The sequence below is a fragment of the Paenibacillus sp. EB106-06-01-XG199 genome (assembly GCF_058791575.1).
In genome coordinates this window covers 62,771-83,707 of record NZ_JBYTDQ010000003.1, presented here as the reverse complement: position 1 = coordinate 83,707, position 20,937 = coordinate 62,771, and the positions used below count along the sequence as shown (strand labels likewise).

The following is a 20,937-nucleotide window of genomic DNA, read 5'->3' as shown; positions in this document are numbered from 1 at the left end:
GTACAAGCTGGTTAGCCAATTTAATTGTTTTTTGCTATGATGAGTTACGTAAGGATGACAGGAGGAATGAATATGGCAAGACCCGTTGTGGCCATCGTAGGAAGGCCTAACGTCGGAAAGTCGACGATATTTAACAGGCTGATTGGCGATAGACTGGCCATTGTAGAAGATAAACCGGGGATTACACGCGACCGGATTTATGGCGTTTCAGATTGGAACGGCAAAGCCTTCAGTGTAATTGATACCGGTGGGATTGAAATTGACGGTGAAGACGCGATTCTGAAATCAATTCGTGTTCAGGCGGAGCTGGCGATTGAGGAAGCGGATGTCATCGTCTTTATGTGCGAGGCGAAAAGCGGACTGACCAATGCGGATGAAGAAGTGGCACAAATTCTTTTCCGTTCCGGCAAACCGGTCGTGCTTGCAATCAATAAAGTGGACAATATGAAGCGCACAGATGATATTTATGAATTTTACACCCTGGGAATCGGCGATCCTATCGGCATCTCCGGCAGCCATGGTACCGGAATCGGCGATTTGCTGGATGCGGTAACCGAGAAGCTTCCAGAGCCAACTGAAGAGGAATACGACGAAGATGTGATTCGTGTGGCCCTGATCGGCCGGCCGAATGTAGGTAAATCTTCTTTGGTCAACGCCATTTTGGGTGAAGAACGCGTAATTGTCAGCGATGTCGCAGGGACTACACGCGATGCCATTGATACTCCTTTTGAACGGGACGGGCAGCGCTATGTTCTGATCGATACTGCGGGTATGCGCAAACGCGGCAAAGTATATGAAACCACGGAAAAATACAGCGTGATGCGCGCAATGCGGGCCATTGAGCGGGCTGATGTTGTTCTGGTGGTAATCAACGGCGAAGAAGGCATTATCGATCAGGATAAGCATATTGCCGGTTATGCTCATGATGCCGGGAAAGCTTCGATCTTTGTGGTCAACAAATGGGATGCTGTCGAGAAGGATGACAAGACGATGCAGAACTTTGAGACCAAAATCCGTGATCACTTCCTGTTCATGAGCTACGCACCTGTAGTGTTCTTGTCCGCATTAACGAAACAGCGTCTGCAGAAACTGCTGCCGGTGGTGCAGCATGTCGCCCAGCAGCATGCTCTGCGGATTACGACGCATTTGGTCAACGATGTGGTATCCGATGCTGTGGCCATTAATCCTCCTCCAACGGATAAAGGACGGCGCCTGCGCATCAATTATGTCACTCAGGTTGCTGTCAAGCCGCCGACGATTGTGGTATTTGTCAATGACCCGTCGCTGATGCACTTCTCCTATGAACGATACCTGGAGAACAAAATCCGCGCGGCGTTCAATTTTGAAGGAACACCAATCCGTCTGTTTACACGGCGCAAATCCGAAAACGAAGGTTAGGGGAGAAGAGTAGTGGCGTTTGAACTTCTGGTGATCGTTGTAAGCTATTTGCTTGGCTCTGTCAGCTTCAGTGTATTGCTCGCCCGGCTGCTCAAAGGTATTGATATCCGTCAATACGGAAGCGGCAATGCCGGAGCGACCAATACGCTGCGTGTGATGGGGAAAGGACCGGCAATACTGGTGCTGGTTCTGGACGTACTGAAGGGAATTGCCGCAGTTTGGCTCGGAACCTGGGCTGGCGGCTGGGGAACCTGGATCGCGGTGGCTTGCGGGGTCGCAGCCATCATCGGGCATAATTGGCCGCTCTACTTTCACTTTCGCGGCGGGAAGGGCATTGCAACTACAATTGGCGTAATGGCTACGCTTTGTTTTTGGCCTGCGCTGATCGCAGGGATCATTGCCATCCTGGCCATCGTTATTACCCGCTTTGTGTCGCTGGGCTCCCTGATTTTTGTTGCGCTTACCCCGGTATTCCTGCTGTTTACCGAATTTACAACACCTGAATTGTGGGGAAGCATTATCATTGCAGTTTTCGCTTTCTGGCGGCACCGCAGCAATATTGTGAAGATCTCCCAGGGAAGAGAGAATAAAATCGGCGCTAAAGTCAAGGAGGGGAATCGCGTTGTCTGATAAAGTAACCGTGCTGGTCGCGGGCAGTTGGGGAACTGCGCTGGCTACTGTGCTGGCGGCTAACCACTCGGAGGTTTATCTATGGACACGCAGGTCCGAACAGGCTGCCGAGATTAATGAGGCTCACACGAATGAGCACTTCTTGCCCGGGATTTCTTTGCCCGCTAATATCATCGCAACTACGGATATGGAGACAGCGGTCACCGGTTCCAAGGCGGTGGTTATTGTTGCCCCGTCCTCTGGAATGCGCCAGGTCGCCCGCAGCCTCAAACCTTTCTGGAAAGAAGATATGCTCTGTGTACATGCTACAAAGGGCTTCGAGACGGAATCCATGAAACGGATGTCCACCGTCATTTCCGAGGAGCTGGGCTGTGCTGAAGGCCAGGTGGTTGTTCTATCCGGACCTAGCCACGCCGAAGAGGTGGTGCGCCTGTGTCCTACAACGGTTGTGGTAGCTTCACCGGACGACAGATGCGCTACAGAAGCACAAAGTTTATTTATCAACAATGATTTCCGTGTGTACACCAATCGAGATCAGGTAGGCGTTGAACTGGCCGGAGCACTGAAGAATATCATAGCGCTTGGGGCAGGTCTGTCTGACGGTCTGGGCTTTGGCGATAATGCCAAGGCGGCATTGCTCACCCGCGGTCTTGCCGAGATTTCCCGCGTCGGTGTCGAGCTGGGTGCTAATCCGCTAACCTTTGCGGGTTTGGCTGGACTCGGTGACCTTGTGGTAACAGCAACTAGCCAGCATAGCCGCAACTGGCGGGCCGGTTCGTTGCTTGGCCAAGGGAAACCGCTCTCTGAAGTGCTGGAGTCCATGGGCATGGTAGTTGAAGGGATACGCACCACGGAAGCCGCATACGCTATTTCGCTTAAGCTGGGCGTGCAGATGCCGATCACTGATCAGATCTATCATGTGCTGTTCAAAGGCAAAACGCCGCGCAGCGCCGTCGAGGCCCTGATGGGACGCGACCGCAAGACGGAGATGGAAACGATCTCGCAGGAAACTTGGGAGCAGTGGCATTCCTGATCACGTTCACCTTTTGACGGGGATCCTCATATGTTGTAATGGGGATTGACGGAGGAGGGATGAAAAGTGAGCAAAGATTTTTCCAAGGATGCATTGAACGCCATCAATAAAAAAGCGGGCAAAAACATCACACCAGGTGCCGTCCAAAAGCTGGCCAGTACGGTCAAACCGGGAACAATGCAGAATGAAGCCCAGCTCCGCCAGTTAATTAAGCAGGTGTCATCAATGGCGAAGGTACCGGTCAGCGAGGCTACGGTGCAGGATATCATCAACGCTGTCAAAAAAGGCGGCGCGAATTCGGGCACCATGGAGTCTTTAATGAAAATGATGCTGAAAAAATAGCATTACTCTTCGCGGAGCAAAGAGCAGATGATCCGGAATCAGTCCTGATTCTGTGATCTTTTGCTCTTTTTTTTGAACCCTTAGACTTAGTAGGTTTCATGCCGTAGTCTTCATGATATAATAGTCGCAATCAAATATTGCCGGATGGAGGCGGTTTGTCCATGGATCCGATGACGAAAATGTGGTTGTCGCTAATAGCGATTCTGGTAATGGGATTGTCCGTATTTCTGATAACCTTTGCGCGCAGCAAGACAAAAGGCCTGCTGAGAGCTATATTATCATTAATTGCCTTTGTCATTATGCTGATCGGGCTGTTGGGTGGAGCCGCTTCAATTATGTAAGCATTTACATTGAATTCAGGCAGAAGGTTCTTGGAAGAATCACTGGACTTTTTTTGCAGGAATAGGAAGTGAGTAGATGGCAGATTCGGGAATTCCCTACATATTGGAAGCAGCGCTAGCCTCTATATCCGAGGTGTTAGACCTGAGCTGGCTGGAGAAGCCGCCTGTATGGCTACTGGGAGGAAGCTGCGGGCTTCTGCTGCACGGAGTGCAGCTGAGTGCACCTCCGCGCGACATCGACCTCTACGCCGATCTGGAGGATGCTGAAGTACTTCATTCGGCTCTGAGCTGTTATTCGGTGGACGGAGGTCCGGAAGAAGATTATAGTGGAGGCTGCTATTCGCTGCGCAGCCGTTACCGTATCGGAGATGCGAGGGTAGAACTGGTATGTGGTTTTCAGATCAGCTCGGGCACGCGCCGGTATGCCGTGGATGTTCAGCAGCTTCTGCCGCATGCACTCATCGAGGATTTTAACGGTATCGGCTTCATGCGCCTCATGCCTGCGGCTCACGAGCTGGTGTTCAACCTGCTGCGGTGCAGGGTGGAGCGGTGCAGTGCTATTGCCAATTTTATGAAGGTCAATCTGGCTGTTCATTTACCACTGCTGCAGCAGCTAGTTCTGGAGAATGGACTGGATGAAGCCTTTGGACTGCAATTGGAGAAACTGCTCGGAGTGTCGACATCGATACAGATTTAACAAGAAGCAAAGGAAGGAAGCTATGTCATGAAGCCGCAAAAAGGATGGACTGTCACCTTCCAGCCTGAAGGACGAAAAACAGTAGTGCAGCACGGGGTAACCCTGCTGGAAGCTGCGCGCAAGGCGGGAGTGGTCCTGCCTACCCGCTGCGGCGGCAAAGCCGGTTGCCTGATGTGCAAGGTGACGGTCCCACAGGAAGAGGCGGCTGCACTTCGGCCGCCGGGGGATGCCGAGCAGCGGAAGCTTGGCGGCTTGCTGGATTCAGGCGTCCGTCTGGCGTGCCAGGCAGCCGTCTGGAACGATTTGAGCGTCATTGTCCCCGAGGACCCGCTCAAAGCCGCAGTACGGCGCAGGCTGGAAGCAGCGCGTCGTGGGGAAGAGGACGGGCTGTGGTAAGCTTGTGAAGTAACTTTTGGAGAATGCTGGAGCAGAAAGGGGCGGACGGAGTGCTTTTCACAGATGGACAGAAGACATCCGGAATCAGAATGGGCTTGCTGCTGGGGATAAGCTTACTGCTCTTAGTTCTCACGGGCTGTATGTACCGCGGAGAACAGAACCAGCCTGCCGGCAATTTCCGCGAGAGTGTCAAGCGGGTTCAGGCGGCAGTGGATGATTATCAGCAGGAGGAAGGTCTGCTGCCGATTCTGAATAGCGAGGAATCTACTCCACGCTATGAGAAATTCGTAATTGATTTGGAGAAGCTGCGCCAAAAAGGCTATTTGGATGAAATTCCGGCTGCGGCCTTTGAGAAGGGCGGCAGGGCCTATTTTCTTATCTTGGACGAAGAAAGTGATCCTACCGTGAAGCTGATGGATCTCGTTACCGTGCAGAAGGTAAATGATGTCTCCCGCCAGGTTAACCGCTACAAATCAGCGCATGGAGGCGCACTCCCGGCAGGGGAGGAACGGTATCCGGGCTTCTTCACCATTGATTCCAAAATGGCGGGAACGGCTGCTATAACGCTGAAGAGCGTCTATTCCGGACAGCCGCTGGAGTTTATCATGGACAAGAACGGTGAAGTGTATGTCGACTACAGCTTTGATATTATGTCTGCCATCGACAAGGAAGGCGCAACACCTGCGGCCAATCAGGATCTGCGGATTGAGCTGGAGCAGGCTTCTTATTATGTACCGGTGAAGTCGTTGCCGTATTTGTGGATTAATGGTCAGCCAGTTCCTCAGCCTCCGGACAGTCCATAGACCGTTTCCAGCCGGCAGCAGTTCCAGAAGTTATTCTGGGACTGTTTTTTTGTATTATCCAGTGCTTCTGAGGAAGGGGCCACATGCAAGGAGAGAGGTAGTTCTACTTGCTACTCCGCGCTCATATGATTGATGAGAAGACTTCCGGGCGTCATGACGCCTGCGGGGGTGCAGAACCTCATTTCGCAAATTACTATACAAATTGCGCAGCTGCGGGTCATAAATCCGTTCCGGATACATATGATGATACTAGTCCAAATGCATGTCCGAGCATTCGGAGTTTAGCGCGGGGCAAAAGTGTTCCGCCCTTAAGCAGCAGCTAGGCTTCGGGCGGACATACGAAAGTCCGGTGGATGTCCTGCAAGGGTCAGATTGCCGGCGGAACGCGAAGTCGATGCTCTTCAGGCATTTTTTCTTCGGAGTAATATGAGGAGGGGATCTCTTTTGGAAAAAGTGGATATTTTCAAGGACATTGCCGAGCGTACCGGCGGAGACATTTATCTTGGCGTCGTCGGCGCGGTTCGCACGGGGAAATCGACGTTCATCAAACGGTTCATGGAGACGATTGTCTTGCCGAACATCACCAGCGAGGCAGACCGGGTAAGGGCAGTGGATGAACTTCCGCAAAGTGCAGCGGGTAAAACTATTATGACAACTGAGCCGAAATTTGTACCGAACAACGCGGTGCAGATCAAGGTTGCGGAAGGGCTGGAAGTGAATGTCCGGCTGGTCGACTGTGTAGGATATGCTGTGGAGGGTGCAAAAGGGTATGAGGATGAGAACGGCCCTCGCATGATCTCCACTCCTTGGTTTGAGGAACCGATTCCTTTCCAGGAAGCGGCGGAAATTGGCACGCGTAAGGTGATTCAGGAGCATTCCACGCTGGGTGTAGTTGTGACTACAGACGGCACGATTGCTGAAATCCCGCGGAACTCTTATATTGATTCCGAAGAGCGGGTCATTGCGGAGCTGAAGGAAGTAGGCAAGCCGTTTGTGCTTGTGATCAACTCCACCCGGCCGCGCAGTGAAGAGGCACAGCAGCTGCGCAGTGAGCTGGCCCTTAAATATGATATTCCCGTTATGACGCTTAGTGCCGCGAATATGACGGAAGACGATGTGACCGGTGTGCTGCGCGAAGTGCTGTACGAATTCCCGGTCCATGAGGTCAATGTGAACCTGCCTAGCTGGGTGATGGTGCTGGGCGAAAATCACTGGCTGCGCAGCAGCTATGAGAATTCCGTCCGCGATACTGTGAAAGACATCCGCCGCCTGCGTGATGTTGACCGGCTGGTCTCCCAGTTTACGGAATATGATTTCATCGATAAAGCAGGGCTTAGCGGAATGAACATGGGCCAAGGTGTAGCCGAGATTGACCTGTATGCGCCGGAAGAACTGTATGATCAGGTTCTGATGGAAGTGGTAGGGGTTGAAATCCGCGGAAAAGATCATCTGCTGCAGCTGATGCAGGACTTCTCCCATGCCAAACGCGAGTATGACCGCTTCTCCGAAGCGCTGGAAATGGTCAAAACAACCGGCTACGGGATAGCCGCTCCTTCACTCGCGGAAATGGCTCTCGATGAGCCGGAGCTGATCCGCCAGGGCTCGCGTTTCGGGGTTCGCCTGAAGGCGACAGCACCTTCGATTCATATGATCCGCGTGGATGTGGAATCGGAGTTCTCGCCGATCATCGGCACAGAGAAACAGAGCGAAGAGCTGGTGCGCTATTTGATGCAGGACTTTGAGAATGACCCGATCAAGATTTGGGAGTCGGATATTTTTGGCCGCTCGCTGCATTCGATTGTGCGTGAGGGTATTCAGGGCAAAATTGCCATGATGCCGGATAATGCCCGCTACAAGCTGCAGGAAACACTTGGACGGATCATCAACGAGGGTTCTGGCGGCCTGATCGCCATCATTTTGTAAGGCATATCTCATAACAAAAAGAGAGCAGGGATTTCCGGCTCTCTTTTTGTTATGTCCGGAGTGGGGGCATATGACATCCGATGGCTTCCCCTCCGCGCTCTTTTCACACGGAAATGCTTCTCTACTTTATGGTTAATAGGAATTTCTTCCATTAATAGTCTCTCATTTTCGGCCTTATTGAGGGTTTAGTAGATACTTTCTGCTCCTTTTTTGAGGAACGCCTTGAAATTATGGGTGGGCTGTATTACTATAAGTTTGTTGCGCTTCTAGGAAGAAGGGCGCCAGTATCTAGCAATAAACGGGATTATCACGTATATTTTGCGTTGAAACGGAAACAGTGTATGATACCGGAAATTTACCCAGGGAGGTGAGAAAACATGAATAAATCAGATTTGATCAACGTAGTAACAGAAGCAACTGAACTTCCCAAGAAAGATGCTACTAAAGCGGTAGATGCCGTTTTCGAAGCGATCACAGGTGCTCTGCAAAGCGGCGATAAAGTACAACTGGTTGGATTCGGAAACTTTGAAGTGCGCGAACGTTCCGCACGTAAAGGCCGCAACCCGCAAACTGGTGAAGAAATCGAAATTCCTTCAAGCAAAGTACCGGCATTCAAACCCGGTAAGGCGCTTAAAGACGGAATCAAATAGAGATTTCTACATATCGATCCTATAGTCTTCCGAGTAACAACTATGCCGCCCTCCAAGGCGGCATTTGTTTTTGCAATCTTTATCCGCAATTGCTTAGAGAAAGCGTATACTCACACAAAACTTAAGTGAATGCTTCCGAAGCTAGTTTTGTACGAAGAAATTTCAAGGAAGTAGATGCTCACAAAACTTTTAGGAGGATCAAAGATGACCGAGAAGAATAATGGCGTTAGCCCTGCACCGTCAGGCAGCGAGTACATCGTGGTGAAGGCCAAAGAGAACGGCGTTCAGGTAATCGGGCTTACCAGAGGACTGGATACGCGCTTCCACCACACAGAGAAGCTGGACAAAGGCGAGGTGCTGATCGCTCAATTCACCGATCATACCTCAGCTATGAAAATCCGCGGCAAGGCGGAAATATGGAGCAAACACGGACAACTGGAGAGCGAAAGCTGAAAAGCAGGCATAGCCTGCTTTTTTTCAAAATATAACTAAGTATAGGCAAGTCCGCAGGATCGTATAAACGCACGGCAAGGCGGAAATTATGGATAAGGGGGCAGGTCATGAACCGGGGCTGGCTAATCGGAACTGTATTGCTCGTGACCACGGCTTCTGCCGTAATTCTGCCGCTGCTGGCGGAGCTCGAACCTTCCTTGCAGAATCAGCGGGGAGTAGTGGAAACCTTCAGCGGTGCAAATACGATTCTCGATAATGATAATCTTGTAGATATACTGAACGGGATCCCATTTACCCTGTCCATTGATAGCGTAGACTTTGATCAGAGCGTCTTGTCACTGGATCTGAAGGTAACAGGCAATAACCACGAGCCTAGGGAACTGTATCAGAATATGGCTCAGGCGATCTCCTTTGCTTTCCAAGACACGGGGAATGTCGATCAGCTGCTCCTGCGCATCGTTGCCGAGGACAAATGGCTGGACACCCGCCGTCTATTGCTTGCCGGGGATATCAGACGCATGGAGTGGTCGCTTCAACTGCAGCAGAAGCTGGAGGCGTCCGGGAATGATCCGCTGCCAGATGCGCTCAAGAAAGGCTTCCGTATTCGTGAAAGCGAGCTGTGGAAAAGGCAGTTCATTTATCCCTGATGTGGGTAAATGAAACTAGAACGCCCTAGAGTGCGTGACAAAAAAACATGTGATATAATAGACAAGATTGTGAACAAAGATATTGTCATAACGTCAATGGCTTCGGAGGCTGAAATGAAACCGTACCGCATACCACAACTTGCTAAACCTTACACCGACTACGATATGATTCAGCGGCATACGGAATTACCGCCGTTTTCCGATGGGCGTGGTCATTTGTTATATATTTTTCTGAATCACGGCACCCCGGACGGTGCACAAAACGGTGAGTTGTATACTCTGGTAACAGCACTTGTGCAGCTAGGTCTTGATACACATGAGAGCATCGATATATCCCTTGAAGAACCGGGGGGAGACCAGATGCGTTCCCGTCAGCTCAAGGTGCTGGCCGGCGATTACTTCAGCAGCTGGTTTTACCATTTGCTTGCGAAACGTGAACAGATTGAGATGGTGGGCATCTTAAGTACGGCCATTGCCGACTTTAACGTGATGAAAGCCCATCTTTACGGCAAAATGAAGGGGATGCTGCTCTCCGCTGAACAATACCTGCGGCACACGGTACAGCTCAATATGCGGCTGTTCCTTTCTTTTACACCGATGATTGAGGAGTCGCTCACCCAGCTGTGGGAGAAGCTGCTGGCTGAATTCAGCCACTGCGAGACCTTATGTCTGGAACTGCGGCGGTCTGGTAATCCGGCAAGTGCCCGGGAAGGCTATTGTTACTGGAAGGTGATGGAATTAGCCACCGAAGAAGAGCGGCAGCTGCTGGGCGAGCAGAATCTAGATCTGAAGGATTGGAAGAAGCTGAAGCTGAAATATAAATGCGATTCCCTGCTGACCGACAAGCTGCATGGGTCGCTCCAGTCCATACAGGGACTGCTGAAAGACATTAAGGACGAGTACCTGATCAGCGAGCTTAGCTCCGCGCTTGACCACTTTCTCCTGCAGACGAAAATTTCCGGACAAGCGGCCGTGGAGGGGTAGAGAATGACTATAGAGAAAACGTCACCTTTGGGTGACCAGGGCATCAAACCGAAGGAACAATTTGTACACTCCGTATTTGAGAGCATCGCCGGCAAATATGACCTGATGAATGATATTCTAAGCTTCCGCCGCCATAAAGCGTGGCGAAAGTTCACGATGCGCAAGATGGGCATGAAGCGCGGCGATTCCGCTGTAGACTTGTGCTGCGGTACCTGTGACTGGAGTATTGCCTTGGCTGATGCCAGCCAGACCGGAAGTGTTATCGGGCTTGACTTCAGTGCAGGCATGCTGGAGGTAGGCCGCCGCAAGGTGGAAGAGCGCAAACTGCAGGACCGCATTTCACTGGTCCAGGGCAATGCGATGGACCTGCCTTTCGGTGACAACAGCTTTGATTATGCGACGATAGGCTTCGGACTTCGCAATGTGCCTGATCTCGTTCAAGTGTTGAACGAAATGAAGCGTGTAGTGAAGCCGGGAGGAATGGTTGTCTGCCTCGAGCTTTCCAAGCCGATGAAACAGCCGTTCAAAGGCATTTATTATTTTTATTTTCAGCGTGTACTTCCGCTCCTTGGGAAACTGTTTGCCAAAAGATACGAGCAATATAAATGGCTTCCCGAATCATTGGCCCTATTTCCGGACAGAGAGCAGCTTGCGGTGATTTTCCGTGAAACCGGTCTTGAGCAAGTGGAATCCTATCCCTTGACCGGCGGCATCGCAGCATTACATATTGGGCTCAAGGAGAACTGTAATGTTTAAAAAAGTCGGCGTTTTTCTGCAAATGATCAAGTTTGAACATACTGTTTTTGCATTACCCTTCGCATTTATGGGCGCATTGCTCGGTTCAGTTGTCATGTTCGGCACACTCCCTTCCTGGGCCCAGATCGGCTGGGTTGTTATCGCCATGTTTGGCGCCCGCAGCGCGGCCATGGGGCTGAACCGGCTGATTGACCGGATCAGCGACGCCAAGAATCCGCGGACCGCTGGAAGAGCGATTCCCGCAGGGCTGCTGAAGGTTGGAGAAGTAATTATCTTTATTGGGATCTCATTCTTTTTACTATTCTGGGCTGCTTTCAAGCTTAATCCCTTGTCGGCCAAATTGCTGCCGATCGCTGTTTTTCTCCTTGTTTTTTATTCCTTCACGAAGCGATTTACCTGGGCCTGCCATCTGATACTCGGGCTAACCATCGCCTTGGCTCCGCTTGGGGGCTGGGTTGCCGTCACGGGCACTGTGGACTGGACAGCCATGATCTTTTATTTCACGATTGTGTTTTGGACTGCGGGTTTTGATATTATCTATTCCTGCCAGGATGTTGAATTTGATACGAAGGAAGGCCTTTACTCCATTCCGGTTCGCTTTGGTGTTCCGCGGGCGCTGGACATTGCGAAGGTATTTCACTTTCTTACGGGCATCGGATTCGTTTCGCTCCTTTTTATCACTGATTTAAGCTGGTGGTATGTAGCAGGGATGCTGATTGCTTACATCATTCTTTTTTATGAGCATCACATTGTGTCTCCAAGTGACTTAAGCCGCTTGCAGACTGCGTTCTTTACCATGAACGGGGTGCTGAGCATCGTGGTGTTCTCATTTACTTTGATTGACCTGGTGGTGCAGTTTTACAAATGACAGAGCAGAAGCCTAAAAATTTCGTTGTAGGAATTACCGGAGCGAGCGGAGGCATTTATGGCGTTCGTCTGACGGAAACCCTGCTTTCATTGGGGTATACGGTCCATCTCGTTGTGAGCAATGCGGGCTGGCGTGTTTTTAAAGAGGAGCTTGGCTTTGCCGCCTCTGACCGGGAAGGCTTTCTGAACGAAAAGTTCAGCGGCTATCCCGGTTCTCTGCTTTATCATAAAGTACAGGACATCGGGGCATCGATCGCCAGCGGCTCCTTCCGCACGGAAGGGATGATTATTATGCCTTGCTCCATGGGTACACTTTCTGCTGTGGCGCATGGCAGCTCCGATAATTTGATGACAAGGGCTGCCGATGTCATGCTGAAGGAAGGGCGCCCCTTGGTCCTCGTCCCCCGGGAGACACCGCTGCATGCCATTCACCTGGAGAATATGCTGAAGCTGTCCCGGCTGGGCGTCAAGCTGATCCCGGCAATGCCTGCCTTTTATTTTGGCCCGGGCAGCATGGATGATCTGATTAACTTTATGGTGGGCAAGGTGCTGGACAGCTTTAACATTGAGCACACTTTATTTCGCAGATGGGGGGAATGAGGGATGGTCAATTCGCAGCATACCGTTATCGGTAAAATCAGCTATACCAACTCATGGCCGGTATTTCACAATTTTCACCCCTCTTCGTTAAGTTATCCTGCAGAGATGGTGAGTGAAGTGCCTGCCATTCTTAATCAGGGCATGGCTGAGGGCACTATCCATGTGGGTGCATTATCTTCCTTTGCCTATGCAGCAGCCAGTGACCGTCTGCTGCTGCTTCCGGATCTATCCGTCAGTGCGGAGGGACCGGTCAAATCAATTCTGCTGTTCTCCCGGATGCCTGTTCAGCAGCTTGGAAACGCGAGGATTGCCGTAACTAATACCTCCGCAACATCGGTGAATCTGCTGAAGATTCTGATGGAGAAAGCCGTTCATGGCAAACCGGAATATATCAGTGCAGAGCCTGATCTGGATCACATGATGGATCAGTCGGACGCCTGCCTCTTAATCGGCGACAATGCGATCAAAGCCTCGTGGCAGAATCAGGGCTACATCGTTACTGATTTGGGTGAACTGTGGAATGAGTGGACTGGACTCAGCATGACCTTTGCCGTCTGGGCGGTAAACCGGGAGGCAGCGAACAGTAAGCCTAAAGCGATTGCCGAAATTGCCGAGGCCTTTGCGGAAAGTAAAAGACGCGGAATCCGCGAACTCGCGCCAGTTATTCGGGAGGCGTGCATGGCTATCGGCGGAACGGCTGCCTACTGGGAAGGATATTTCCGTAATTTATGTTATGACTTTGGGGAAAGGCAGCAGGAAGGTCTGAACCTCTATTTCCGCTACGCCTATGAAATGGGCCTGCTGCCGCAGGAAGTGAAGATGGAGCTTTGGAGCCACAATCTGCTGACACGGGTGAAAGAATGAAACGAATGCAAATATTCGGTTTGCTGAACAAGGATATGGATCTGATCGAAAAAGAGCTGTACCGCAGCGTTCAAGGCGATGATGGTCTGCTGACAGAGACTTCCCTGCATCTGCTGAAGGCGGGCGGCAAACGTCTGCGTCCAGTATTTGTGCTGATGGGCGGCAAATTTGGCCAATATAATCTGGAGAAGCTGAAGCGTGTAGCTATCCCGCTTGAGCTCATACATAGTGCTTCGCTCGTTCACGATGATGTGATCGACGATGCAGAGCTGCGGCGTGGAGAGCTTACTGTCAAAGCGAAGTGGGGCGACAAGATCGCCATGTACACCGGGGACTATATTTATGCGAAAGCGCTCGTTATGACTTCGGAGTTGAAAAATCCCCGCATCCACCAAATCCTTTCCAAGGCGATGGTTGAAATGTCCATCGGAGAAATGGAGCAGATCCGTGATTTCTTCAACAGCGAGCAGAGTGTGCGCCACTATTTGCGGCGGATCCGCCGCAAGACGGCCTTGCTCATCGCGATCAGCTGCCAGCTGGGCGCGCTGGCAGCTGACGCGGAGCCGGAGACAGCCCGGCTGCTCTATAATTACGGATACAACGTCGGTATGGCGTTTCAGATCCGTGATGATCTGCTCGATCTTTCCGGAACGGAGAAGCAAATCGGCAAACCTCCGGGCAGCGATATGCGCCAGGGTAACATTACACTTCCCGTGATCTACAGCCTTGAGGACGACCGGCTTCGCGATTCGCTGCTGGAGGAGCTGAAGCTTATCCGTGAAGGGCAGCGGAGTGTGGGCCGGGCCATTGATCTGATCCTGTCAGGAGAAGGTATTGCCCGCGCAGAAGAGCTGGCTTCACGCTATATAGCCAAAGCACTGGCGGCGCTGGATGAGCTTCCGAACAACAAAACAAAGCGCAATCTGCGGGATATTGCATTTTTTGTAACAGGCAGAGCCTATTAGACTTCGCTCCTCTTTGAAATATAAGCGTTCACAGATGACCGGGTTTCTGATAATATCAGAAAATAAACCACTTGAATTCGCAGCGATGTACTAACCTATTCATAAAAATGGAGAGTGACTCTATGGAAAAAACGTATCTGATGATCAAGCCGGACGGAGTACAACGCGGTTTGATCGGGCGTATTGTCGCCCGCCTGGAGGACAAAGGATTTAAGCTGATTGCCGCGAAGCTGATTACTGTCACAGAAGCACAAGCCAAGAAGCACTACGCAGAACACGAAGGTAAAGATTTCTTTCCTGAACTTGTGGGCTTTATCACCTCCGGTCCTGTGTTTGCCATGGTGTGGGAAGGCGATGATGTAGTGGCGCTGTCCCGTCTGCTGATAGGGAAGACCAAGGTAGGCGAAGCGTTGCCGGGTACAATCCGCGGCGATTTTGCCAGCCATACACCGCTTAACCTTATTCATGGATCGGATTCACCGGAAAGTGCTGAACGTGAAATTGCCAATTTCTTTGCTCCGAATGAACTGGCTCACTACAACAAAGACATCCAGGCATGGATGTAACATCAGGCGGGAGGCAGGAGAAGTCATATGGCAGAACGTGAAGAGATTGAAGCAGCAGATCCGGATTACACCGGGTTTATCCATAACGTCAAGCAAAGTACGGGAATCGATCTCGCCCAGTACAAGGAAGCACAGATGAAACGGCGTTTAACTACGCTGCGGATGAAGAACGGCTATCATTCATTTCAGGATTTTTATGCCGCAATGATGAAGGACAAGGCTTTATTTTATGAATTTCTGGACCGGATGACGATTAATGTCTCGGAGTTCTGGCGCAATCCGAACCGATGGGAAGTCCTGCGGGATGTCATTCTGCCTGATTTGCAGCGCTCGGGGCGCCGGTTAAAGCTATGGAGTGCCGCCTGCTCTACCGGGGAAGAGCCCTATACGCTGGCGATGATTTTATCCGACAAAAATCTTCTTTCCCAGACCGGTATTCTGGCTACTGACATCGATGATGGCGCTCTGGCCAAAGCAAAGCAGGGCCTCTACTTGGAACGATCCTTAAAGGACGTGCCAAAAGATGTAGCCGCCCGTTATTTCGCGCCGGAGGGACCGGTGTTCAAGGTCAGCGAGTCACTCAAAAAAAGTATTGATTTCCGCAAGCAGAACCTGCTGCTTGATAAGTTTGACGAAGGGTTTGACCTGATCATTTGCCGGAATGTGATGATCTATTTCACAGAAGAGGCTAAGAATAAGCTCTATCATAAGTTCTCGGACAGTCTGCGCCCGGGCGGATATTTGTTCGTGGGCAGTACGGAGCAAATCTTTACACCTGCGCAGTATGGCTTTGAATCGACGGAAACGTTCTTCTACCGGAAGAAATAGTGCTGTACCGCCCGATCTGGTAAACGTATACTTTCGCTTCTTTTCAGTGATACTGAGTAGTAGATACCCGTACGCTATGCGAAAGGTCGTAAATCCAGATGGACAAAAGCAAGGTCATTGCCGCGTACAGACGCGGCTTCCTTACCGTCCGCGAATGCGGGCAGATTCTAGGCATTGAGGAGCTGCAGCTGCAAAGCCTGCTGCAGCTTGAGGAGAGCAAGACGACATTACCTCCGTCAAACCGGAGGATCGGGGGCTGATTAGAGGCTCTTGACCCCGGACGCTCTGCAGCGCCGCTTTACTCGGAAGAGTATGGCGGCGCTGTTCTTTTATGGATGCGGGGCACCTGATTAGAGGCCATCCCTTTCTTGTCAAAGCGGATTCCCTATACTATAATGAGCAAAGACATTTAAGATTTTAGCGGTTTACAGTTTAAAAGTGTGAAGGGGGAACGCAGCATGAGTTTACGCTATTTAACAGCGGGGGAAACGCACGGCCCCCAGCTTACAGCAATTATTGAAGGACTGCCCAGCAATTTGACACTTAATTTCGAAGAGCTCAATTTTCAATTGCAGCGGCGCCAGAAGGGCTACGGCCGTGGCCGCCGGATGCAAATCGAGAAAGATACCGCACAGATTGTCGGCGGTGTACGCCATGGCTCTACGACAGGAGCTCCTGTAGCGCTGGTAGTAGAGAACAAGGACTGGACACACTGGAAGAACATTATGAATATCGAACCGATTCCCGGCAGCGACGAAGAGAAGCGGCGGGTAAACCGGCCGCGTCCAGGGCATGCGGATTTGAACGGCGGACTGAAATATAATCTTACCGACCTGCGGAATGTGCTGGAACGCTCCAGCGCCCGTGAAACGGCAGCAAGAGTAGCCGTAGGCGCTGTGGCCCGGCAGCTGCTGGCCGCTTTCGGAGTGAAGATTGCCGGACAGGTTATCCGGATCGGCGAGATTGAAGCGCCGGCCAACAATCTTCCGATTGATGAACTGATCGAGCTGACCGAAGCCTCTTCTGTGAGAGTTGTTGATAAAGAGACCGAACAGAAGATGGAGGCTTACATAGACAAGATCAAGGAGGAAGGCGACTCCATCGGTGGAATCGTGGAATGCGTCGTTGAAGGATTGCCTACCGGTCTTGGAAGCTATGTGCAATATGACCGTAAGCTGGATGCAGCTATCGCTGGAGCGGTAATGTCGATCAATGCCTTCAAGGGTGTTGAAATCGGTATTGGTTTCGAGGCAGGTGAACTGCGCGGCTCACAGGTCCATGATGAAATTATGTATGAAGCCTCACGAGGTTACTACCGGGCAAGCAACCGGCTGGGCGGCTTTGAGGGTGGCATGACGAACGGAATGCCGGTTGTTGTCCGCGGAGTGATGAAGCCGATACCTACACTTTACAAACCGCTGCAAAGCGTTGATATTGATACCAAAGAGCCTTTCACCGCGCAGGTGGAGCGTTCGGATGCCTGCGCTGTTCCGGCAGCTTGTGTTGTGCTGGAGAATGTCGTGGCTTGGGAGATCGCGAAGGCATTCCTGGATAAATTCGGCGGCGATTCCCTGGAAGAAATCAGAGCCAACTATAATAATTACTTGTCCCAACTGGAGAGCTACTGATTATGCGCAGTATTACTGTAGAATTGGGAGAACGTTCTTATCCGATCCATATCGGCAGCGGTTTGCTTCAGGGTATCGGTGAACGCTGCCAGGAAGCCGGATTTCCACTGCGCAGTCCGCTGCTGGTTGTCAGTGACAGTGAAGTTGCCCCACATTTTCTGGCCACGGTGGAAAGCTCCTTGCAGACTCAGGGATATACGGTCGTAAGCCATATTATCCCTGCCGGGGAGGCTTCCAAATCTCTGGCCGTATATGAAGAGGTTATCACAACAGCCATTCAGGCTGGTTTGGACCGCAGCTCGGCGGTATTGGCACTCGGTGGCGGTGTGGTCGGTGACCTGGCGGGTTTTGTGGCCGCTTCTTACATGCGCGGTATCGGCTTCCTGCAGATTCCGACAACCATCCTTGCCCATGACAGCAGTGTCGGCGGGAAGGTGGCTGTTAATCATCCGCTAGCCAAAAATATGATCGGCGCCTTCTATCAGCCGTCTATGGTGCTGTATGATCTGGACACGCTCCGTACCCTTCCGCTGCGCCAGATTTCTTCAGGGCTGGCCGAGGTTGTAAAACACGGCCTGATTCTGGACAGGGATTTTGCCTACTGGTGCCGTGATCATGCGGCAGAACTGCTTGAGTTGAACGTAGAAGCGCTTGGTTATGCGCTCGAGCGGGGCTGTGCGATCAAAGCCGCCGTAATCGGCAATGATGAGCGTGAGCATGGACAACGGGCCATACTGAACCTTGGTCATACCATTGGGCATGCGATCGAGGCAGTGGGGGGTTACGGTGTATTCCTGCACGGGGAAGCGATTGCCATCGGAATGGCCGGATCGGCTCTTTTAGCGGCCAAACTGGGCAAAGATAAGTCCATTTATGAAGACACGGTATCTATGCTGTCGGCGCTCGCCTTGCCGGTAAGACTGCCGGCGCAATATGGTGAGGATGAACTGATGGCGGCGATGATGCATGATAAGAAATTCAAAGAAGGCAAAATGACCTTTATCGTGCCAGATTCCATAGGTTCGGTCAGTATTGTCAATGATGTGCAGCAATCATCTGTTCGTGAGGTTATAGCGCAGCTTAAGAAGGAGGAAAGCCCATGGTAAACCGGGGGATACGCGGTGCAACAACCGTAGCGAAAAACGAGGAAAACGAGATCCTGCGTGAAACGGTTGTACTGTTGCGGGAAATCGTCGAACGCAATGACGTGATTGCAGAGGATATTTGCAGCGTATGGATTACGATGACTGCTGATCTGGATGCTACCTTCCCGGCAAGGGCGATCCGTGAGATTGAAGGCTGGGAGATGGTGCCGCTCATGTGTTCCGTCGAAATCCCGGTCAAGGGGAGCCTGCCACAGTGCATCCGCCTCATGGTGCAGGTCAACACCGATAAATCGCAGCGGGATATCCGCCATGTGTATCTGAACGAAGCCCAGAAGCTTCGCCCGGATCTATCACAGAGCAAGTAATAATTTGCAGATGCGGGGTTGTCAATGACCTCCATCATCATGTATAGTGGAGTTAGCCGAGTGAAGCAGAGTTTAGTTTAGATGAGATGAGTATAGCTGAGTTGAGTGCAGGATTTAGTTCGTATAGGCAATCCATTTATTTGTGATTCCCTTCTGGGATTATTTTGGTGTAGAGTTTCACAGCGCTACCCGTCTATTCCCACATAGGAGATATCCGCATATATGGCTCATAATGCCGGTCCTGAGCGCTTTTTCACATACTTACACTTATACAAACCTCTACTTCGGTAGAGGTTTTTCTGTATTTCGGACATAATATCAGATCCCAAGGAGGGTTTTCAAATGACGAACCCAAGAGTCGAAGAAGTAGTGGCGTTGTCCCGGGAGTATAACTTAATTCCGGTCGTAAAGCGGCTGCTTGCCGACATGGAGACGCCGATCCGGCTGTTCCAGCGTTTTGCCGAACAGGATCGTGCATTTTTGCTGGAAAGTGTAGAGGGCGGCATTCAATGGGCCCGTTATTCCTTTATCGGCAGTGATCCGTTCCTCATGATCTCCGGCAAAAAAGGCATCATTCACGTTGAAGTCGGCGGAGAGAAAAAACGGCTCTTGGGCAAGCCGGTCGAGGAGCTTAAAGCGCTGCTCCGCTCTTACCGCAGCCCGAAGCTGGAAGAAATGCCTCCCTTTACAGGCGGAGCCATCGGATTCTTCGGCTATGATCTGCTGCAGTATTACGAGAAGCTGTCGGCACATGCCGTAGATGATCTTAATATGGACGACATCCGCTTTATGTTCTGCGACCGGATCATTGTCTTTGATCATGTGAAGCAGCAAATCCTGCTTGTCGGCAATCTGCACATCAAGGACGGAGATACGGACTCGGACATCCGCGCAGGCTATGAAGAGCTTAGCCGCAAGCTGGAGGTTATGGCTGAAGAGCTGCAGAAGGAAGGACCGAAGGAAAACGTCAACCGGCGCAGCATACCGCAGGATATCGAGCTGGGCCAAATCCACTCCAACCTGACGAAGGAGCAATATATCGGCAATGTGGAGCAGGCCAAGGAGTACATCCGGGCCGGGGATATTTTTCAGGTGGTGCTGTCACAGCGGCTGCACATAGAAACGGAAGTATCGCCACTCCATGTGTACCGGATGCTGCGCACATTGAACCCTTCGCCGTACATGTATTATCTGAAGATGGATGAAGAGATCATTGTCGGCACTTCTCCCGAAGCGCTGGTGAAGGTGGACGGTGACCGGGTTAAGACCCGCCCGATTGCCGGAACCCGTCCTAGGGGCGAGAATGAAGCACAGGACCGGGAACTGGCTGAGGAACTGCTGCATGATGAGAAGGAACGGGCAGAACATCTGATGCTGGTCGATCTGGGGCGCAATGATTTGGGCCGGGTCTCCAAGTTCGGCACCGTCAAATGCGATTCCTTCATGGAAATTGAAAAATACTCCCATGTGATGCACATGGTTTCGAACGTATCCGGAACGCTTGACGAGAACAAGGATTTCTTCGACGCCTTCCTGTCCTGCCTTCCTGCCGGCACCGTTTCCGGAGCACCGAAGCTGCGGGCTATGGAGATTATCTCGGAGCTGGAACGCGAAGCAAGAGGCGCGTATGCCGGAGCCATCGGTTATCTCGGATTTTCCGGAAATATGGATTCCTGCATTACGATCCGCACCATTATCTTCCGCAAGGGCCGGGCTTATGTGCAGGCCGGGGCGGGCATTGTCTGGGATTCTGTTCCGGAGAAGGAATATGAGGAGACCCTCAACAAGGCAAAAGGGATGCTGAAGGCGATCCGCATGGCGGAAGCGATGTTCCCGGCTGAGGTGAAAGAAAAACAGGTAATCAACCAGGATTACATGTACGAATATACCCCTTAACCAGGGAATAGCAGAGATGAGCAGAGCAGAGAATGCTCCATAAAACCTAGTGAATGCTTACGAAGCGAGTTTTACTACGAAGATGAGCAGAGCAGAGAATGCTCCATAAAACTTTTAGCGTATGCTTCCGGTGTCAGTTTTGTTCGACGCGGGTTCAGGCTGCATATGCTCACAAAACTTAAGCGAATGCTTACGAAGC

General features: G+C 51.4%; 25 protein-coding genes. All 25 read left to right on the top strand.

Annotated features, from left to right (window positions below; genetic code table 11):
• Positions 1-72 precede the first annotated feature (72 nt).
• Complete coding sequence (gene der, locus AC3WT9_RS11200) at positions 73-1,398, top strand: ribosome biogenesis GTPase Der (protein ID WP_341094541.1); 1,326 nt, start codon at positions 73-75, stop codon at positions 1,396-1,398.
• 12 nt (positions 1,399-1,410) lie between these two features.
• Positions 1,411-2,028: a glycerol-3-phosphate 1-O-acyltransferase PlsY gene (plsY, locus tag AC3WT9_RS11195; protein WP_341094539.1), complete on the top strand. Its 618-nt coding sequence runs from the start codon at positions 1,411-1,413 to the stop codon at positions 2,026-2,028.
• On the top strand, positions 2,021-3,061 hold the full coding sequence (locus tag AC3WT9_RS11190; RefSeq protein WP_341094536.1) for an NAD(P)H-dependent glycerol-3-phosphate dehydrogenase: 1,041 nt from the start codon (positions 2,021-2,023) through the stop codon (positions 3,059-3,061). Before plsY ends, AC3WT9_RS11190 begins: the two co-directional genes overlap by 8 nt.
• A 66-nt stretch (positions 3,062-3,127) precedes the next feature.
• The gene (locus tag AC3WT9_RS11185) at positions 3,128-3,403 is read left to right on the top strand and encodes a stage VI sporulation protein F (RefSeq protein WP_038594530.1); all 276 of its coding nucleotides are present in this window, start codon (positions 3,128-3,130) and stop codon (positions 3,401-3,403) included.
• Positions 3,404-3,564: 161 nt separating this feature from the next.
• Positions 3,565-3,744, top strand: a complete 180-nt coding sequence (locus AC3WT9_RS11180) for a DUF2768 family protein (protein ID WP_341094534.1) — start codon at positions 3,565-3,567, stop codon at positions 3,742-3,744.
• Between the two features lie 76 nt (positions 3,745-3,820).
• Complete coding sequence (locus AC3WT9_RS11175; RefSeq protein ID WP_341094533.1) at positions 3,821-4,441, top strand: hypothetical protein; 621 nt, start codon at positions 3,821-3,823, stop codon at positions 4,439-4,441.
• Between the two features lie 27 nt (positions 4,442-4,468).
• Entirely contained in the window at positions 4,469-4,837 is a 369-nt protein-coding gene (locus AC3WT9_RS11170) for a 2Fe-2S iron-sulfur cluster-binding protein (protein WP_341094531.1), read from the top strand.
• 23 nt (positions 4,838-4,860) lie between these two features.
• Positions 4,861-5,640, top strand: a complete 780-nt coding sequence (locus tag AC3WT9_RS11165) for a YphF family lipoprotein (protein ID WP_341094530.1) — start codon at positions 4,861-4,863, stop codon at positions 5,638-5,640.
• A gap of 444 nt (positions 5,641-6,084) precedes the next feature.
• Positions 6,085-7,563, top strand: coding sequence for a stage IV sporulation protein A (spoIVA, locus tag AC3WT9_RS11160; protein WP_038594524.1), 1,479 nt, complete (start codon positions 6,085-6,087; stop codon positions 7,561-7,563).
• A gap of 377 nt (positions 7,564-7,940) precedes the next feature.
• The gene (locus AC3WT9_RS11155) at positions 7,941-8,213 is read left to right on the top strand and encodes an HU family DNA-binding protein (RefSeq protein ID WP_019909963.1); all 273 of its coding nucleotides are present in this window, start codon (positions 7,941-7,943) and stop codon (positions 8,211-8,213) included.
• 204 nt (positions 8,214-8,417) lie between these two features.
• On the top strand, positions 8,418-8,666 hold the full coding sequence (gene mtrB / locus AC3WT9_RS11150) for a trp RNA-binding attenuation protein MtrB (RefSeq protein WP_038594522.1): 249 nt from the start codon (positions 8,418-8,420) through the stop codon (positions 8,664-8,666).
• Positions 8,667-8,773: 107 nt separating this feature from the next.
• A complete protein-coding gene (locus tag AC3WT9_RS11145) occupies positions 8,774-9,313 on the top strand; it encodes a hypothetical protein (protein WP_341094527.1) in 540 nt (179 codons plus the stop codon).
• 114 nt (positions 9,314-9,427) lie between these two features.
• On the top strand, positions 9,428-10,297 hold the full coding sequence (locus tag AC3WT9_RS11140) for a heptaprenyl diphosphate synthase component 1 (RefSeq protein ID WP_492407589.1): 870 nt from the start codon (positions 9,428-9,430) through the stop codon (positions 10,295-10,297).
• Between the two features lie 3 nt (positions 10,298-10,300).
• Positions 10,301-11,053 carry a demethylmenaquinone methyltransferase gene (locus tag AC3WT9_RS11135; RefSeq protein WP_341094522.1) on the top strand — a complete coding sequence of 251 codons (753 nt, stop codon included), beginning with the start codon at positions 10,301-10,303 and terminating at the stop codon, positions 11,051-11,053.
• Positions 11,046-11,921: a UbiA-like polyprenyltransferase gene (locus AC3WT9_RS11130; RefSeq protein ID WP_341094520.1), complete on the top strand. Its 876-nt coding sequence runs from the start codon at positions 11,046-11,048 to the stop codon at positions 11,919-11,921. Before AC3WT9_RS11135 ends, AC3WT9_RS11130 begins: the two co-directional genes overlap by 8 nt.
• Complete coding sequence (locus AC3WT9_RS11125; RefSeq protein WP_341094518.1) at positions 11,918-12,520, top strand: UbiX family flavin prenyltransferase; 603 nt, start codon at positions 11,918-11,920, stop codon at positions 12,518-12,520. Before AC3WT9_RS11130 ends, AC3WT9_RS11125 begins: the two co-directional genes overlap by 4 nt.
• A 3-nt stretch (positions 12,521-12,523) precedes the next feature.
• Positions 12,524-13,384 (top strand): menaquinone biosynthetic enzyme MqnA/MqnD family protein, encoded by an 861-nt coding sequence (locus tag AC3WT9_RS11120; RefSeq protein ID WP_341094517.1) that lies wholly within the window; start codon positions 12,524-12,526, stop codon positions 13,382-13,384.
• Positions 13,381-14,349, top strand: a complete 969-nt coding sequence (locus tag AC3WT9_RS11115; protein ID WP_341379142.1) for a polyprenyl synthetase family protein — start codon at positions 13,381-13,383, stop codon at positions 14,347-14,349. The genes AC3WT9_RS11120 and AC3WT9_RS11115 overlap by 4 nt, the downstream gene beginning before the upstream one ends.
• 122 nt (positions 14,350-14,471) lie before the next feature.
• Complete coding sequence (gene ndk / locus AC3WT9_RS11110; RefSeq protein ID WP_076109858.1) at positions 14,472-14,915, top strand: nucleoside-diphosphate kinase; 444 nt, start codon at positions 14,472-14,474, stop codon at positions 14,913-14,915.
• Between the two features lie 27 nt (positions 14,916-14,942).
• The gene (locus AC3WT9_RS11105) at positions 14,943-15,743 is read left to right on the top strand and encodes a CheR family methyltransferase (protein ID WP_341094513.1); all 801 of its coding nucleotides are present in this window, start codon (positions 14,943-14,945) and stop codon (positions 15,741-15,743) included.
• A 98-nt stretch (positions 15,744-15,841) separates the two neighbouring features.
• A complete protein-coding gene (locus tag AC3WT9_RS11100) occupies positions 15,842-16,003 on the top strand; it encodes a hypothetical protein (RefSeq protein WP_179091700.1) in 162 nt (53 codons plus the stop codon).
• Between the two features lie 198 nt (positions 16,004-16,201).
• Complete coding sequence (gene aroC, locus AC3WT9_RS11095; protein WP_038594501.1) at positions 16,202-17,371, top strand: chorismate synthase; 1,170 nt, start codon at positions 16,202-16,204, stop codon at positions 17,369-17,371.
• 2 nt (positions 17,372-17,373) lie between these two features.
• Positions 17,374-18,477, top strand: coding sequence for a 3-dehydroquinate synthase (gene aroB / locus AC3WT9_RS11090; protein WP_341094511.1), 1,104 nt, complete (start codon positions 17,374-17,376; stop codon positions 18,475-18,477).
• On the top strand, positions 18,471-18,842 hold the full coding sequence (gene aroH / locus AC3WT9_RS11085) for a chorismate mutase (RefSeq protein WP_341094509.1): 372 nt from the start codon (positions 18,471-18,473) through the stop codon (positions 18,840-18,842). The genes aroB and aroH overlap by 7 nt, the downstream gene beginning before the upstream one ends.
• 342 nt (positions 18,843-19,184) lie before the next feature.
• The gene (gene trpE, locus AC3WT9_RS11080; RefSeq protein WP_341379140.1) at positions 19,185-20,738 is read left to right on the top strand and encodes an anthranilate synthase component I; all 1,554 of its coding nucleotides are present in this window, start codon (positions 19,185-19,187) and stop codon (positions 20,736-20,738) included.
• The last annotated feature ends 199 nt before the right edge of the window (positions 20,739-20,937 follow it).

Bases quoted from the DNA above. Each gene is read 5' to 3' on its own strand.
- der (WP_341094541.1), top strand. From the start codon at position 73: ATGGCAAGACCCGTTGTGGCCATCGTAGGAAGGCCTAACGTCGGAAAG.
- AC3WT9_RS11180 (WP_341094534.1), top strand. From the start codon at position 3,565: ATGGATCCGATGACGAAAATGTGGTTGTCGCTAATAGCGATTCTGGTA.
- AC3WT9_RS11175 (WP_341094533.1), top strand. From the start codon at position 3,821: ATGGCAGATTCGGGAATTCCCTACATATTGGAAGCAGCGCTAGCCTCT.
- AC3WT9_RS11170 (WP_341094531.1), top strand. From the start codon at position 4,469: ATGAAGCCGCAAAAAGGATGGACTGTCACCTTCCAGCCTGAAGGACGA.
- AC3WT9_RS11165 (WP_341094530.1), top strand. From the start codon at position 4,861: ATGCTGGAGCAGAAAGGGGCGGACGGAGTGCTTTTCACAGATGGACAG.
- AC3WT9_RS11155 (WP_019909963.1), top strand. From the start codon at position 7,941: ATGAATAAATCAGATTTGATCAACGTAGTAACAGAAGCAACTGAACTT.
- mtrB (WP_038594522.1), top strand. From the start codon at position 8,418: ATGACCGAGAAGAATAATGGCGTTAGCCCTGCACCGTCAGGCAGCGAG.
- AC3WT9_RS11145 (WP_341094527.1), top strand. From the start codon at position 8,774: ATGAACCGGGGCTGGCTAATCGGAACTGTATTGCTCGTGACCACGGCT.
- AC3WT9_RS11140 (WP_492407589.1), top strand. From the start codon at position 9,428: ATGAAACCGTACCGCATACCACAACTTGCTAAACCTTACACCGACTAC.
- AC3WT9_RS11135 (WP_341094522.1), top strand. From the start codon at position 10,301: ATGACTATAGAGAAAACGTCACCTTTGGGTGACCAGGGCATCAAACCG.
- AC3WT9_RS11130 (WP_341094520.1), top strand. From the start codon at position 11,046: ATGTTTAAAAAAGTCGGCGTTTTTCTGCAAATGATCAAGTTTGAACAT.
- AC3WT9_RS11125 (WP_341094518.1), top strand. From the start codon at position 11,918: ATGACAGAGCAGAAGCCTAAAAATTTCGTTGTAGGAATTACCGGAGCG.
- AC3WT9_RS11120 (WP_341094517.1), top strand. From the start codon at position 12,524: ATGGTCAATTCGCAGCATACCGTTATCGGTAAAATCAGCTATACCAAC.
- AC3WT9_RS11115 (WP_341379142.1), top strand. From the start codon at position 13,381: ATGAAACGAATGCAAATATTCGGTTTGCTGAACAAGGATATGGATCTG.
- ndk (WP_076109858.1), top strand. From the start codon at position 14,472: ATGGAAAAAACGTATCTGATGATCAAGCCGGACGGAGTACAACGCGGT.
- AC3WT9_RS11105 (WP_341094513.1), top strand. From the start codon at position 14,943: ATGGCAGAACGTGAAGAGATTGAAGCAGCAGATCCGGATTACACCGGG.
- AC3WT9_RS11100 (WP_179091700.1), top strand. From the start codon at position 15,842: ATGGACAAAAGCAAGGTCATTGCCGCGTACAGACGCGGCTTCCTTACC.
- aroC (WP_038594501.1), top strand. From the start codon at position 16,202: ATGAGTTTACGCTATTTAACAGCGGGGGAAACGCACGGCCCCCAGCTT.
- aroB (WP_341094511.1), top strand. From the start codon at position 17,374: ATGCGCAGTATTACTGTAGAATTGGGAGAACGTTCTTATCCGATCCAT.
- aroH (WP_341094509.1), top strand. From the start codon at position 18,471: ATGGTAAACCGGGGGATACGCGGTGCAACAACCGTAGCGAAAAACGAG.
- trpE (WP_341379140.1), top strand. From the start codon at position 19,185: ATGACGAACCCAAGAGTCGAAGAAGTAGTGGCGTTGTCCCGGGAGTAT.